Here is a 14,882-nt window from a genome sequence, read left to right on the forward strand (position 1 = left end):
CACGGCCGTGCAGGCGATCATGATGGATGGGGCGACGATGGCGGGATCCGACGAGCCGGGCAAGAGGATCGACCACACCCGCCCCACGAGCCCGCCGCCGCCCCCCGGCGGCCCCGCGGTCCCGGCGCTGGGCGCGGCGCCGGTCGGCGGCACCTCGCCGGGCACGGTGCCTGCGCCCTACCCGGCGGGCACCGCCTACCCGACCGGGGCTGCCGGGGCTCCCGGGGTGGCGGGGACAGCAGGCGGTCCGGCGGCGCCGGGGACGCCGCCGGCGCCCGGCGCGCCGGCCGAGGGGCCGCCGCGGCGGCGTGGGGTCGCCTACACCACCTACGCGATCACGGTGCTGGTACTGGTCATCGCGATTGCCGTCGTCGTGTTTGTGGTCAAGAACGACGCGCGGGTGAGCATCTGGCTCTTCGGCTCCACCCAGCAGATGTCGGTTGCCGCGGCGCTTGCCGCCGCGGCCGCCGCGGGGCTCGTCATCGGCCTGCTCATCGGGGTGATTCCGCAGATCCGGCTGCGCCGCGAGCTGCGTCAGCTACGCAAGGCGGCTCGCGGCCGGTAGGACGCCGAACAAGGGAAACGAACTCCCGCGCGGCGGTCGGTGCTGCGGTGGGCGTCGCGCGGGTATTCCTGACGATCGGCGGCGCGCGCCGCCGATCGTCAGGGTCGCGTTCGCCGCGGAGTTCTCCGGCACTCCGACGGGGTGAAAACGCGCACTCCGCGCGTCGTCGGCGCTGGTATATCCGTCTTCGCTCCGAGCCCGCTGTCGGCGGCAGTACCAGCGTGCGGGACGACGGGTCGATGGCCGGCTTACCGGCCGAGGTTACCGATCTCGCTCAGCCGTCCGTCCCGCCGCGGCCGAAGAACGGGGCTTCCTTCCGGTCGACTTCCGGTCGGCATCCGGTCGGCTGCCGTCTCCTCGCCGCCGCCCAACCGGCCGCGAGGTTGCATAACCGGGGCCCGGGCGGAGCGTGAGAACCCGATGAAGATCCCGCTCCTGTCCGCCGACGAAACGCGGCCGCACCTGTTGCAGATGAGTCATCGACGTGCCGTGTTTCGGCAGCGGCACGCGCATGTGCACGACCATCGAGTGGCAATCCAGGCCGGCGACTTTCCGCGCGGTCCCGTCGCCCATGCCCGCCCCGCCCGGCCGCGCCGGGGCGCGTTCGCGCCGGGGAGCGCGGCCACTGCCCCTCCCCCCGGCCGGGGTGACCCGGGTCGTCCGGCTCCGGCCCGGCAGGACGAACGGCCCGCGAGGCGCCGGGCCGGGCGGCGGGACCGGCCACGGATCACCCTTACGGGCCATCGGTGCAGGATGCCGGAGGCCCACCCGCCTCGTCGGCACAAGATGTTCGCTGCTAGGGCGGGCGGGGTGTAGGTGTAGCCCTGGGGCGTTCTGGTGGGGTGGACAAGCCCGTTTCGTGGGTGACCCTTGTGAACGGCTCTGCGTGTGCGCCGCACCGCGGTGGGGGCCCGAACGGCTCCCGCGGTGCTGTCGGTGCCCTGCCCGGCCGGGTTGCGACCCCTGGTGCGGGCCGGGTGCCCGGCCCGTCGTAGCACCCCTGGACCTCGCGTTTTACCGCCGGCACGAGCGTGGCAGCGGAATTCTGCCGGCGGGAAGCGGGGACGCGGTCGGCGCCGGAGGATCATTGTTTTCCTCACATTCACCGGAGTCGACCGGGTGGGCGTTCATCGTTCTCCTGTTGTCGGGTAATGTTTCGAGCAACTTTGATCTGGGAGGTTTCATGGCAGAAACGAGGGCCATTCGCCGACTGGGTCGGACCGCATGTGCGGGAATCACCGGTTCGGGCGTCCCGGGCGCCGCCGCCGGCCGGAATGCAAGGATCATCGTCGTGCGCGGCGGTGCCGGCGGCGAGGACGGTCGCGACCTGTCGCCGAGTGTGGCCGCCGTCTCCGAGGAACGGGTCGAACTCGTTGATCGAGTCATTCTCGTGAGGGCTCGGCGGGACATCCCCGAAAGCTGATCGATCCCGCGGCGGAGAAGCCTCCGGGGCGGCGTCACCGGCTTCTCCGTCGCGGTTTGGGGGTGTTTTCGGCCGAAGGGCGGGGGGGCCGCCGGCAGAGGTGGCCGGTTGGGGTAACCGATAGGTGGGTGTCCAGGGAGTCGAATGGCCGGGTAGCTGCGGTTCCATCGGTACAGTCCGATTTGTGACACCGCAGCGCACCGTCCCGCCTCCGGGGGCATACCTCGCGCCGCTTCCGGCGAAGGTACCGAGGCCCGGTACCCCCTGCCGGCGCGCTTTGTCCATTGCTTTGGCGGTGGTGAGCAGTCGGACTTCCGGCCCGNGCCTTCACCGACAGCGGAGCGGAGCTGCGCTAACGGCGGCGTCGAGGGTCCCGTCACCCGGCGGAGATTCGTGCCACGTCTGGTCGCGCCGCGTCCGGCGACGGAACTTCCCCGGCCCCCGGAGTCGTCTGATGAGGGCGTGGGAGGCGTGGCCCGACCGGCGCACATGTGCGTCACAGGTTCCGCGGGCACGGTGGGGTGATGCCGGCGACCGGACCTTCGGCCCCGCCGGGAGCGGGCCGGCGCCGGGCGGCACCTTAGCCGTCCGGCGGGTGGGCCGACGATCGCCGATGGTGGAAAGAACGACGTAAGGAGGGCGTGGTGCCGCCGAGGCCGCTGCGCTCGGGTGACCCCGAGCGGGTCGCCCGGTTCGCGCTGACCGCGCGGCTCGGCTCCGGCGGGATGGGCATCGTGTATCTCGGCGCGGACGACGACACCGGCCAGTTGGTCGCGCTGAAGGTGATCCGGTCGGATTTCGCCGCCGAGCCGGAGTTCCGCTCGCGGTTCCGCCGCGAGATCGAGGCGGCCAGGGCGGTCGGCGGGGCCTGCACGGCCCGGCTGGTCGACGCCGACCCCGACGCCGAGGACCCGTGGATGGCCACCGAGCTCATCCCCGGGCAGAGCCTCGCCGAGACGATCGCCACCCGGGGCGCCATGGACACGCGGGAGGTCGTCGCGCTCGCCGCCGGCCTCGCGGAGGCGCTGACCGCCATCCACGGCGCCGGGATCGTCCACCGTGACCTCAAACCCGGCAACGTCATCCTCGGCGGCGACGGCCCCAAGGTGATCGACTTCGGCATCGCGGCGGCGGTCGACGCCACGGTCGCCACCCGCACCGGGGTCCTGCTCGGCAGCCCCGGCTACATGGCGCCCGAGCAGGTCACCGGGCACGGCGAGGTCGGTCCCGCGGCCGACGTCTTCGCCTGGGGCCTGACCGTGCTCTACGCGGCGACCGGCCGGCCCCCGTTCGGCACCGGCCGCGCCGACGCGCTGCTCTACCGGGTCGTGCACAGCGAGGCCGACACCGGCGACGTCCCCGCCGAGCTGCGGCCGGCGGTGACCGCGGCGCTGGTGAAGGAGCCCGCCGGGCGGCCCAGCGCCGACGATCTGCTGCGGGGACTGATCGGGCCCACCGACGATCCGGCCACGGGTACCCGCCGGCTGCTGCGCGAGGCCTGGAACCCGCCGCCCATCGACCCCGCGGCGTTCGTCCACGTGCCCACGCTCACCCCGTCGCCCACCTCGTCGCGCGCCGGTGACCGGCTGCGCGACGGCGACTTCCACGACAGCCAGACGCTGGCCGGGCTGCCCTCGCCGCGGCCTTCGGTCAGCTTCATCGCTCCGGCCCAGCGCACCCCCGAGCCCAGCCGCCCCACGGCGCGTGCGGTGCGCCGGTTGCGTGGCTGGGCGCCGGGTGTCTTCGCCGCGCCGACCGGAACGTCCGCGCCGGTCCCGCCTGCCCCGCGCGGGCCGTCCCGGGACGCCCTCCCGTCGGTGCCCGACGGCCCTCCCACACCAGCTGACCCCGCCTCGCCGCCGGACGGCTCCCTGCGGCCGGACGGCTCCCCGCGGTCCGATGTCTTCGGTGAGGTCACGCGGCCGCCGGTGCCGGTTACCCCGGGAACGTCGGCATCGCCGGCCGGCCGGCGCGCCGGGGTCGGCCGGCGGGTGGGCGCCGACGAGCGTGCGGCGGCGGCCCGCGCCGCGGACGGCTCCGGGCCGGCGCCCGGCGGTCAGCGTCAGGCCGCGGCCGCCGAGCCGACCCCGGGCCGGGATCCCGGGTCGGCCAACGCGATGACCCCCTGGGCGCCCATCGGCGCACCGGCGGACCGTAAGGAGCTGGATCCGGCGGCGGCCGGCACCGGACTCGACCCGAACTCATCCGGCGGGGCCCCCGCCGATGCGGCTGCCGCGGCCGTGGCCGTCCCCTGGTGGCGGGTGCCGGATCCGGGCGTCCCGGACCGGACCGCGGCGGCGTCCGGCGACGCCGCGCCGCCGGCTGCCGCCGCGCTCGGGCGTGGGCCGGACCATGCCGACCCACGTGCGCCGATGCCGATGCCGATGCCGCCGCGCTGCACGACGGAAGCGGGGGAGTCGTCGCCGGGGGCGCCGGTGCCGGCCGGCGCGCGGACCGCCGGCGCCGAGAACCTGATGGGCGCCGAGGCGTGGGAGGGATCGGGACCGGTGGCTCGCCCGGCCGGCTCGGGCGGGCCCGGCGGTGCGGGCGAGCTCCCCGGTTCCGGGAGGTCTGGCCGCGCGGGCCGGCCGGCGCGGTTGGGCGCGGGGCGCCGAGCGAGGTCCAGCCCACCGACGCCCGCGGGCGCGGCGTCCTCGCCGGCGGGCGTCGCCGCCGGGGCCGTGGGTCACCTGCCGGCGACGAACAGGGCCGGTTTCCCCGCGCAGACGCCTGCCCCGCCCGGTTCGGACGGTTCCTTCGTCTGGCGAGGCCCGGCCGGTTGGGAGGGTTCGGCCGGTCCAGAGCTCACGGCCGGCCGGGATCACCCCGGCGGGGCGGAGCCGGCGCCAGGCCCGACGGGCCGCCCGGGCGAGGGCACCTCGACCGCAGGGCCCTGTCCGGTTGACGCGGCGGCCCTGCCCGGCCCGGACGGGACCGTCGTGGCGACGGGGACCGCGGGAGCCGGGACGCAGGCAGGTGGGTCGCCGGCGAGCGGTGCCGGGGCTGATGGGGCTAATGGGGCCCGGTCTGGCGCGCGCGCGGCGGGGCGGACTGCGGAGCAGGCGTGGGCCGCGCCGCAGGCCGGGCCGGCGGCGGGCGGCGATCAGAGCGGGCCGAGCTCGGCGGCCCCGATGGGCCCGGGGGAGCCGGACGTCGGGGGGCGGGCGGACGTCGGGGGGCCGGATGTCGTCGAGGGGCCGGGCGGGACCGGCGAGTCGCGCGGCCGGGCCGGCCAGGCAGCCCGGTACCCCAGGCGGACGGCGGCCCTGGCCGCGCTGGCTGCGGCGGTCGCCGGCCTGGCCGCACTGGGCGCCGCCCACGCCGCGGACGAGTCCGACCACTCCCCGTCCCGGCAACCCGCGGCGCCGCGCGTGATCCAGGTTGTTCCCTCCGGTGTTCCCGGCCCCGGCTCCGGACTGGGCCTGCGACCCCGCTCGGGCGTGGGCCGACCTGCCAACGTGCCCGGCGGCCCGCCGTCCCCGGGTGCTCAGTCCCCGGGTGCTCAGTCCCGGGCCGAGCAGTCCCCGGTCGTCACCGTCCTGAGCGCGGCGCAGATGGTGCCCCTGTCGGCGGTCCCCGCGTTCCGTGGGGTGATCGGGCAGCTCTCGCAGGGCCGGCAGTTCGGCGACTTCGTCACCGCCCACAACACCGGCGTCGTCTTCCTGGAGGTCCTCGCGCCGGGCCAGGACAACGCCCGGGCCTTCTTCCCCGGCCCGGACCTCGGAGGCGACCCGCTGCCGAACTTCACCCTGGTCGCGTCGTGCGACGCCCCGGGCGGTGGGCAGACGCCGGGCTTCGGTCCCGACCGGGGCTGCACCGGCACCACCTATCGGCTGGCCGGGTTGACCGGCGGCGGGGCCAGTTTCGACTTCGCGCAGGGCTTCTACCGGCTGCACGGATACTTCCTCGTCGATGTGGTCCCCGGGATGCAGCAGGGCCTGCAGACCGTCAATCTGCACGCGGTCGACGCCCGGATTCTGCCGCGCTGACCGTATTTGCGACCCGGCCTCGGCGGCGAGCTGGGCTTTTTATCTCTATTGTCCGGCCGTGTCGGACGGGTTTGTGGCCGGCCGGTGACGGAGAAAACCAGGGCAGGCTCTCTCTTGGGGGTGTGCGGTGTTTCAAATCATCTGGATTATTCTCGCCGGCCTGGTGATCGGCCTGCTGGCCCGACTGATCCTCCGGGGTAGGCAGGACATTCCGATCTGGCTGACGGTCGCTCTCGGCATCGTGGGCGCGCTGGTCGGCAACGTGATCGCCAGCGCAATCGGGGTGCGCCATACCGGCGGCGTCGACTGGATTCGGCACATCCTGCAGGTCGGTGTCGCGGTCGGGCTGGTCGCCGTCGTCGCGCCGTTGTGGGCGACGCGGCACACCCATGGCAGCGACCGCCATCAGCGGCATACGGCGGGCCGGCTGTGACCGGCCGTCAGCGGCCCCGGCGGACCCAGTCGTCGTAGTCGACGCCCTCCTCGCCGATGGTCGTGTCGTCGCCGTGCCCGGTGTGCACAACGGTGTTCGCCGGCAGGGTGAGCAGTTGCGTGCGGATCGAGGCGAGGATCGTCGGGAAGTCCGAGTAGGACCGCCCGGTGGCCCCCGGCCCGCCGCGGAACAGCGTGTCCCCGCTGAACAGCACCGGTTCGCCGGTCAGCTCGCCGAACAGGCAGATCCCGCCGGGGGAGTGGCCCGGGGTGTGCAGCACCCGCAGCGATCCGCCGCCGGGCAGGCCGACGAGCTGACCGTCGGCGAGCGATCGGTCGGGCGCGCGGTGCGGGTAGATCGTCCGCCACAGCATCACGTCGGCCGGGTGCAGCGCGATCGGCGCCCGCACCAGGTCGGCGAGCTCCGCCGCCGCGTTGATGTGGTCGTTGTGCCCGTGGGTGGCGATGATCGAGGTCACGACGCGGGTGCCGACCGCCGCCGCGATCACCGACGGGTCGTGCGCGGCATCAATGACCAGGACCTCCTGGTCGTTGCCGACGAGCCAGACGTTGTTGTCGACGGTGAACGTCTGGCCGTCCAGGGTGAAGTCGCCGCGGGTGATCACGCGGTCCACCCGAAGCCCCGCATTGCCGGTCATGGCGCCCGCTCCTCTGTTCCCGAATTCCCGATCGGGTCGGAGACCCGGAGGATCCGCCCGCCGTGCACCGGGGCGCCGCCGGTGGCGGCGGTCCCCGACACGTCGACCGTATCGGGCGCTTCGCGGGTTCGGATCGACCCACCGCCCGCGCGACACCGCCGACGCACGCGGCCCTCGCCGGCACCCCGTCCGGGTGNCGGCGTCCCCGCCCGCGGGGACACTCGACGGGCCCTGGATCTTGACGGGCCCTGGATCTCGACGGGCTTAGAGGACGACGACGCTGCGCAGCACGTCGCCGCGGCGCATCNGGGCGAACGCCTCCTCCACGTCGCTGATCCCGACCGTCTCGGTGACGAAGGCGTCGAGGTCGAGGCGGCCCCGGCGGTACAGGTCGATGAGGATCGGGAAGTCGCGGCTGGGCAGGCAGTCCCCGTACCAGGACGACGACAGGTGGCCGCCGCGGCCGAAGACCTCCGCGAGTGGCAGCTCGACGGTCATCGTCGGGTCCGGCACCCCCACCAGGACCAGCCGCCCGGCCAGGTCGCGGGCGTCGAACGCCTGCCGGTACGTCTCGGGGCGGCCCACCGCCTCGATGACGACGTCGGCGCCGAAGCCGTCGGTGAGGTCGCGGACCGCCTGCACGGGGTCGGCCGAGCGGGCGTCCACGGTGTCGGTGGCCCCGAAGTGGCGGGCCCAGGTCAGCTTGCGCTCGTCGACATCCACCGCGATGATCTTCCGGGCGCCGGCGATGGCGGCGCCGGCGATCGCCGCGTTCCCGACGCCCCCGCAGCCGATGACCGCCACCGTCTCCCCGCGGGTGACCCGCCCGGTGTTCACCGCCGCGCCGAAGCCGGCCATCACCCCGCAGCCGATCAGGCCGGCCGCCTCCGGTCGCGCCGCCGGGTCCACGGGCACGCACTGGCCGGCGGCGACCAGGGTGAGCGGCGTGAACGCCCCGATGCCCAGCGCCGGCGCCAGCGGCGTGCCGTCCTCGAGCGTCATCGGCTGGGCGGCGTTGCGGGAGTCGAAGCAGTACCAGGCCATCCCGCGCCGACAGGCCCGACACGTCCCGCACGGCGCCCGCCAGGCCAGCACCACGTAGTCGCCGGGGGCCAGGCCCGTCACGCCCTCGCCGACCGACTCGACCGTGCCGGCGGCCTCGTGGCCGAGCAGGAACGGGTAGTCGTCGTTGATCGCGCCCTCGCGGTAATGCAGATCGGTGTGGCACACGCCGCAGGCGCGCACGCGCACGCGGGCCTCGCCCGGCCCCGGGTCCGGGACGATGATCCGCTCCAGACCGACCGGCGCGCCCTTGTGTCGGGCCACCACCGCTTCCACCGTCTGTGCGCCCATAGGAGAGCTCCCTTCACTCGGAAAACGCCTCGTCGTCGCCCGGCCCGCCGCACGGCTCGGCCCGTATCACCGGCCACCCCGCCGAGCACGCTCGCGGACCGTATCCGTTGCGGTGCAAGCCTGACCGAACCGCATCGGTGACCCCTGGTGCATGATTTCGTACCCCTGTGGGCGTGACCCGTCCAACGCACACCGCCCCCGATGGCNCGACACGCCGCTTTACGGCCACCCAGCGCCGCCGGGAACGGGTGAGTGTCGGTACGCTCCTACCGGTCCGTTTCTGCTCTTTGTAGAAGGAGCAACCCCTCCGTGGTCCGATTTGCCGACGCTCCCTCCGTCGATTCCCCGAAACGCCGCACCTACGGTGAGGTGACCGTCGGTGACCCTCGGTTGTCCGAGGATGGGCGGCTCGAAGCCGGCGGCGAGAGCGTCGACGAAGGGGTGGGCCAGCCCGGCCCCACCGGCCGGCCGCTGCCGTCGTTCCCCGTCCCCGCCTCGCTGACCTCCCACGGTCCCGCCTGGATCGTGGCCATGTGCAACCAGAAGGGCGGCGTCGGCAAGACCACCAGCACGATCAACCTCGGCGCCGCCCTCGCCGAGTACGGCCGCCGCGTGCTGCTGGTCGACTTCGACCCGCAGGGCGCGCTGTCGGTCGGCCTCGGCATCAACCCGATGCAGTTCGACCTGACCGTGCATGACCTGCTGCTCGGCGGGGACGCCCACGTCCGCGACGTCATCGTCGAGACCCAGGTCGACAATCTGGACCTGCTGCCGAGCAACATCGACCTGTCCGCCGCCGAGGTGCTGCTGGTCACCGAGGTCGGCCGCGAGCACAGCCTCGCCCGCGCGCTTGCCCCCATCCTCGACGACTACGACGTCATCCTCGTCGACTGCCAGCCCTCGCTCGGTCTGCTGACCGTGAACGCGCTGACCGCGGCGGACGCCGTCATCGTCCCGCTGGAATGCGAGTACTTCGCGTTGCGCGGCGTCGCGCTGCTGCTGCAGACGATCGACAAGGTGCGCGAGCGGCTCAACTCGCGCCTCGAGCTCGCCGGCATCCTCGCCACCATGTACGACGCCCGCACGCTGCATGCCCGCGAGGTGCTGGCCCGGGTCGTGGAGCGCTTCCCCGACGAGGTGTTCCACACGGTGATCAACCGCACGGTCCGTTTCCCGGAGACGACCGTGGCCGGTGAGCCGATCACGACGTACGCGCCCACCTCGGTCGGCGCCGCCGGCTACCGGCGGCTGGCCCGCGAGCTGATGGTCCGGCACAACACGCCCCCGCTCGTCGGCTGAATCCGGGCTTTTGCATGATCGGGGCGAAAAGGTAGCAACGTGCTTTTCCATCTCGCCGAGCCGGCGGCGCTGCTCGGGATCGTCGTCGCGTTCCTGATCGGGGTGTTCGCGCACGACGCCGCCCAGGTCCTCACCGCGCGGGTGGTCCGGGACCCCACCCCGCTGCGCAGCGGTCGGCTCACCACCGGCGTCAAGGACCGGCTCAGCCCCTTCAGCGGGCTCGCCGTGTTCATCGTCGGCCACGGCTGGGCCGAGTCGGTGCCGATGAACGACGTGTGGCGGCGGCGGCGCTTCCACGTCGCGGCCGCGGTGCTCGCGGGCCCGCTGGCCTACCTGCTGCTGGCTCTCGGCTCGCTCGCGCTGTTCCAGGTGGTCGGCGACCCGGCCAGGATCTTCCTCGGTGACCGGGTGACCGAGGTGACCGTGCCGGACAGCTTCGCCGCCGAGTTCACCCTGTGGCTGGCGATCACCTTCGGTTCGATGTTCATCGTCAGCCTCATCCCGGTCCCGCCGACGGACGCCGGGCGGCTGGTGTTCCTGCTCGGCGGGACGTCGTCGGGCTGGCGCAGCACCTACCACCGGCTCACCGACGGCAACATCGGCCTGGTCATCCTGCTGGCGCTGCTGTTGCTGCCGGTGCTGTTCGTCGGGTTCCCGTCGGTCGTCGGCCAGCTCATCGGCCCGCTGCTGCGCGGGCTCGCCGCCCTGATCGGTCTCCACCTGGCTTGAGCACGATCATGACCGCTGGCCTGGGGCGTAGCGTGGCGTCATGACCCGGGCCAGAGCCGATGCCGCCGGGGCCGAGCCGGCGACACCGACCGCCCGAGGGGGGCGGACCGAGCCCTTCGTCGTCGAGCTGGCCAACTTCACCGGTCCGTTCGACCTGCTGCTCTCGCTCATCGCCAAGCACCGCCTCGACGTGACCGAGGTCGCGCTGTCCCAGGTCACCGACGAGTTCGTCGCGCACATCCGTCGGCTGGGGGACCGGTTCGACCTCGGCCAGGCGACCGAGTTCCTGGTGATCGCCGCGACCCTGCTCGACCTCAAGGCCGCCCGGCTGCTGCCCGGCGCGCTGTCCGACGACGAGTCCGAGGACCTCGCCCTGCTTGAGGCCCGCGACCTGCTGTTCGCCCGACTGCTGCAGTACCGGGCGTACAAGGAGGCGTCGGCGCTGTTCGCCGGGCTGATGGCGCTGGAGGCCCGCCATGTGCCCCGCGCCGTGCCGCTGGAGCCCCGCTACGCCGCCGCCCTGCCCGAGGTGCAGATCGGCATCGGCCCTACGGAGCTCGCGGCGCTGGCCGCGAAGCTGCGTGAGCCGCCGCTGCCGCCGCTGGTCGCCACCGACCACGTGCACCTGCCCCGGATCAGCGTCCGGGAGCACATGCTCGCGATCATCTTGCTGCTGCGGGAGCTCGGCGCCGCGGACTTCCGCACGCTGTGCGCGGGCTGCCAGCAGACGATCGAGGTGGTCGCCCGCTTCCTGGCCCTGCTGGAGCTGTTCCGCGAGGGCCGGATCTCCTTCGACCAGGAGATTCCCCTCGGGGAGCTGACGGTGCGCTGGATCGCCGTCGACCCGGCCGCGGACGGCGACCTGCTGTCCATCGGCCGGGGGCTGTACGACGAGGATCCGGCCGACGAACCGCGGGAGGCGGCATCGTGAGCGAACAGCCGGACGCCGGCGTAGGCGGTGAGGCGGCGGTCGCGTCGCCCGGTGCGGACCGGCCGCCGCTGGCGGCGCTGCTGGAGGCGGTGCTCATGGTTGCGGAGCGGCCGGTCGGCGTCGCGGAGCTCGCCACCGGGCTCGGCGCCCCGGCCCGTGAGATCGAACGGCTGCTTCCCGAGCTCGCCGAGGGATACGTCCGCGACGGCCGCGGTTTCCGGCTGCGTCACGTCGGCGCCGGCTGGCGGTTCTACACCGCCGACGAGTGTGCCCCCTGGGTGGAGGGCTTCGTGCTCGCCGGCCAGTCCGCCCGGCTGTCCCAGGCGGCGCTGGAGACCCTCGCCGTCGTCGCCTACCAGCAGCCCGTCAGCCGCGGACGGATCGCCGCGGTGCGCGGCGTCTCTGCCGACGGCGTCATCCGCACCCTGACCGCACGGCGGCTCGTCGAGGAGATCGGGCACGATCCCGAAACCGGTGCCATCCTGTATGGAACGACCGACTACTTCCTGGAACGGATGGGCCTGCGCGGGCTCGACGAGCTGCCGCCTCTGGCCCCCCTGCTGCCCGGACTCGACGATCTGGATGACATCGTTGCCCCATGAACGCTGCTGCTGACCGCCCCCGCGCGCCGCGCGACGCCCGCGCCCGCCGGGACGGCCGCCCACCCGCGGACGGCCGCCCCACCCGGGAGCCCCGCCTCGCCCGAGGGGAAGCCCGCCCCTCCCGAGAGGCTCGGCCTGCCCGTGGGGAGGTTCGCCCTGCCCGTGGGGAGGCGCGTCCTGCCCGTGGGGAGGTTCGGCCCAGCAGCGGGGAGGCTCGACCCGCCCGCGGAGAGGGCCGTCCCGTTCGTGGGGAGGCTCGGCCAACATGGGAGGCTCGGCCGGCTCGTGGGGAGGGCCGTCCCGCACGTGGGGAGGGCCGTCCGGCTCGTGGGGACGCTCGGCCTGTCCGGGGAGACGCTCGGCCCGTTCGCGGGGAGGGCCGTCCGGCGGCCCGTGGGGANTCGTGGGGATGCTCGCCCCGTCCGTGGGGAGGCTCGGCCGGTCCGTGGGGAGGGCCGTCCCGTTCGTGGGGAGGGCCGTCCGGCTCGTGGGGACGTTCGGCCTGTCCGGGGAGACGCTCGGCCTGTCCGTGGGGAGGCTCGTCCCGTTCGTGGGGAGGCTCGGCCCACCTGGGAGGCGCGTCCTGCCCGCGGGGAGGCTCGGCCGGCCCGGGAAGCGGGGCCGGCTCGAGAGGAGCGTCCCGTGCGGGCGCCGCGGGACCCGGCTTCCGCCGCGGACGAGGGCATTCGGCTGCAGAAGGTGCTCGCTGCGGCCGGCATCGGTTCCCGCCGGCGTGGCGAGGAGCTCATCGCCGACGGCCGGGTCAGCGTGGACGGTGTCGTCGTGCGCGAGCAGGGCCGCCGCGTCAACCCGGAGACCGCGATCATCGAGGTCGACGGCGACCGGATCGTCACGCGCACCGGCCTGGTCCACCTGGCGCTGAACAAGCCGCGCGGGGTGCTGTCGGCCATGTCCGACGACCGCGGCCGGCCCACCATCGCCGACCTGCTCACCGAGTTCGGCGGCGGGCTGTTCCACGTCGGCCGCCTCGACGGCGACAGCGAGGGGCTGCTGCTGGTCACCAACGACGGCGAGCTCGCCCACCGCCTGACCCATCCCTCCTACGAGGTGCCCAAGTCCTACCTGGTCGAGGTCTCCGGGCCGCTGCGCCGCGAGGTACCGCGCACGCTGCGCGCCGGCGTCGAGCTCGACGACGGGCTGGCGCGGGCGGACTCGGTGCAGATCGTCGATCAGGCGAACGGTCGGGTGATGCTGGAGATCGTCGTGCACGAGGGTCGCAATCGCATCGTCCGCCGGATGATGGAGACCGTCGGTTACCCGGTGCACCGGCTCGTCCGCACCCGGCTCGGCGCGGTCTACCTCGGCACCCTGCGCTCCGGCCGAGCCCGCCATCTCACCCGCGGCGAGATCGGCGCCCTCTACCGCAACGTCGGCCTGTAGCCGAGTAACGGAATCCGCCTCAGTCACCTCGGGTCGCTCCTCTATCAACCCTGTGGCGCCGCAGAGTTACCGGCTGCCCGGCTCCGGCCAGATTGCGGCCAGATCGTGCCGAGGCTTGGGTACGTTTTTCCGAAAAACCGTACCCAAGCCTCGGCATGATTGTGTGCATGGATAGTTACGGAAAGCCACAGACGTGTAGGGCGGCCAGTGGGCACCACGCCGGGAGCCGAGGCGACCCCGGTCGTCTGACCAGATCTCCACGGCCACCGACCGAGGGCCTGCTCGCAGCGACACACCTCGGCGCCGGCTGTCGACAAGGAGCGCCACAGGCCCGAGCACGGCGAGTGTGTCGAAAGATGTCGCCATAGGCTGTCGGTCATGGTCGGATCGGGCTGGGACGATGCCCAGTTGCCGCGGCTGCGCCGGGTCGGTGTGGTCGGCACGGGTCTCATCGGCACCAGCATCGGGCTGGCGCTGTCCGCGCAGGGCGTGGAGGTCCTGCTCCGCGACGCCGACGAGGCTCAGGTCGCCATCGCCGCGAAGATGGGCGCGGGGCACCCCTGGGCGGGGGAGCGGGTCGAGCACGCCATCGTCGCCACCCCGCTGCCGACGATCCCGGGCGAGGTCCGGGCGCTGGCCCGCGCCGGGCTCGCCGACACGGTCAGCGACGCCGGCAGCGTCAAGGTCCGCCCGCTGGTCGAGGGCGTCCAGCTCGGCTGCGACCTGTCGACGTGGTGCCCGGCGCATCCCATCGCCGGGCGGGAGCGGCACGGCGCGGTCTCGGCGCGCGCCGACCTGTTCGCCGAGCGGGTGTGGGCCATCTGCCCGGTCCCGCACACCGGCGCCGCCGCCCTGCATGCCACCGTGGCGCTGGCCCTGGCCTGCGGCGCCACCCCCGTGCGGACCACGCCGCAGCGTCACGACGAGGCGATGGCGACCGTCTCGCACGTGCCCCAGCTCGTCGCCAGCGCGCTCGCCGGGGTGCTGGTGGGGCTCTCGCCGGGGGAGGTGCCGCTCGCCGGTCAGGGGTTCCGGGACACCACCCGGCTCGCCGACAGCGACGCCGAGCTGTGGGCGGGGATCGTCGAGGGCAACCGGGGGCCGATCGCCCGGCGGGTGCGCGACCTCGGCTCCCGGCTGACCGCGCTGGCCGACGTCCTCGACGCGGCCGGCGCCGACGAGGTCACCGCGGCGGTCACCCGGCTCATGCGGGACGGGCACACGGGCCGCGCGCTGCTGCCGCGTAAGGCCGGCGCCACGGCGCGGTCCTGGGGCTGGGTCGGCGTCGTGCTCGACGACCGGCCCGGGCAGCTCGCCGCGATCGTCGGCCTCATCAGCGCGTGGGACGTCAACATCGAGGATGTCGGTCCGTTCGAGCACAGTCTGGATGCGCCGGCCGGCATCGTCGAACTGGCCGTCGATCCGGCGGTCGCGGACAGTCTCGTCGACCGGCTCACAAGCACCGGATGGACGGCATACCGACGATCCTGATGCGGTAC

At 74.1% G+C, this 14,882-nt stretch carries 10 protein-coding genes and 2 pseudogenes; 9 read left to right on the top strand and 3 right to left on the bottom strand.

The window, feature by feature from the left end; all coding sequences use genetic code 11:
* Positions 1–37: 37 nt before the first annotated feature.
* From UK82_RS06345 to UK82_RS06355, 3 genes are all read left to right on the top strand, one after another.
* Positions 38–565 carry a lipopolysaccharide assembly protein LapA domain-containing protein gene (locus tag UK82_RS06345; RefSeq protein ID WP_044883692.1) on the top strand — a complete coding sequence of 176 codons (528 nt, stop codon included), beginning with the start codon at positions 38–40 and terminating at the stop codon, positions 563–565.
* A gap of 2,067 nt (positions 566–2,632) precedes the next feature.
* Positions 2,633–5,977, top strand: coding sequence for a serine/threonine-protein kinase (locus UK82_RS06350; protein WP_161849096.1), 3,345 nt, complete (start codon positions 2,633–2,635; stop codon positions 5,975–5,977).
* Between the two features lie 127 nt (positions 5,978–6,104).
* On the top strand, positions 6,105–6,410 hold the full coding sequence (locus UK82_RS06355; RefSeq protein WP_044883632.1) for a GlsB/YeaQ/YmgE family stress response membrane protein: 306 nt from the start codon (positions 6,105–6,107) through the stop codon (positions 6,408–6,410).
* Positions 6,411–6,417: 7 nt separating this feature from the next.
* Here the strand turns inward: UK82_RS06355 and UK82_RS06360 are convergent, their stop codons facing one another.
* From UK82_RS06360 to UK82_RS06365, 3 genes and pseudogenes are all read right to left on the bottom strand, one after another.
* Positions 6,418–7,068, bottom strand: a complete 651-nt coding sequence (locus UK82_RS06360) for an MBL fold metallo-hydrolase (RefSeq protein ID WP_044883633.1) — start codon at positions 7,066–7,068, stop codon at positions 6,418–6,420.
* Between the two features lie 264 nt (positions 7,069–7,332).
* Positions 7,333–7,375: pseudogene (locus UK82_RS41350) on the bottom strand (hypothetical protein); the annotation flags it as partial.
* 1 nt (position 7,376) lies between these two features.
* Positions 7,377–8,421: pseudogene (locus UK82_RS06365) on the bottom strand (S-(hydroxymethyl)mycothiol dehydrogenase); the annotation flags it as partial.
* 309 nt (positions 8,422–8,730) lie between these two features.
* Between UK82_RS06365 and UK82_RS06370 the strand changes: the two are divergent.
* The 6 genes from UK82_RS06370 (at position 8,731) to UK82_RS06395 (ending at position 14,874) form a co-directional block, all read left to right on the top strand.
* On the top strand, positions 8,731–9,720 hold the full coding sequence (locus UK82_RS06370; protein ID WP_055406615.1) for a ParA family protein: 990 nt from the start codon (positions 8,731–8,733) through the stop codon (positions 9,718–9,720).
* 39 nt (positions 9,721–9,759) lie between these two features.
* A complete protein-coding gene (locus tag UK82_RS06375) occupies positions 9,760–10,449 on the top strand; it encodes a Zn-dependent membrane protease (protein WP_044883636.1) in 690 nt (229 codons plus the stop codon).
* A 40-nt stretch (positions 10,450–10,489) separates the two neighbouring features.
* Entirely contained in the window at positions 10,490–11,380 is an 891-nt protein-coding gene (locus UK82_RS06380) for a ScpA family protein (RefSeq protein WP_044883637.1), read from the top strand.
* Positions 11,377–11,982 carry an SMC-Scp complex subunit ScpB gene (gene scpB, locus UK82_RS06385; RefSeq protein WP_044883638.1) on the top strand — a complete coding sequence of 202 codons (606 nt, stop codon included), beginning with the start codon at positions 11,377–11,379 and terminating at the stop codon, positions 11,980–11,982. Before UK82_RS06380 ends, scpB begins: the two co-directional genes overlap by 4 nt.
* Positions 11,983–12,624: 642 nt before the next feature.
* Positions 12,625–13,383, top strand: coding sequence for a pseudouridine synthase (locus UK82_RS06390; RefSeq protein WP_044883639.1), 759 nt, complete (start codon positions 12,625–12,627; stop codon positions 13,381–13,383).
* A 378-nt stretch (positions 13,384–13,761) separates the two neighbouring features.
* Positions 13,762–14,874: a prephenate dehydrogenase gene (locus tag UK82_RS06395; protein ID WP_044883640.1), complete on the top strand. Its 1,113-nt coding sequence runs from the start codon at positions 13,762–13,764 to the stop codon at positions 14,872–14,874.
* Positions 14,875–14,882: the final 8 nt, after the last annotated feature.

The organism is Frankia sp. ACN1ag (assembly GCF_001414035.1).
Lineage (GTDB): Bacteria > Actinomycetota > Actinomycetes > Frankiales > Frankiaceae > Frankia > Frankia torreyi.

Bases quoted from the DNA above. Each gene is read 5' to 3' on its own strand.
- UK82_RS06395 (WP_044883640.1), top strand. From the start codon at position 13,762: ATGGTCGGATCGGGCTGGGACGATGCCCAGTTGCCGCGGCTGCGCCGG.
- UK82_RS06380 (WP_044883637.1), top strand. From the start codon at position 10,490: ATGACCCGGGCCAGAGCCGATGCCGCCGGGGCCGAGCCGGCGACACCG.
- UK82_RS06345 (WP_044883692.1), top strand. From the start codon at position 38: ATGGCGGGATCCGACGAGCCGGGCAAGAGGATCGACCACACCCGCCCC.
- UK82_RS06360 (WP_044883633.1), bottom strand. From the start codon at position 7,068: ATGACCGGCAATGCGGGGCTTCGGGTGGACCGCGTGATCACCCGCGGC.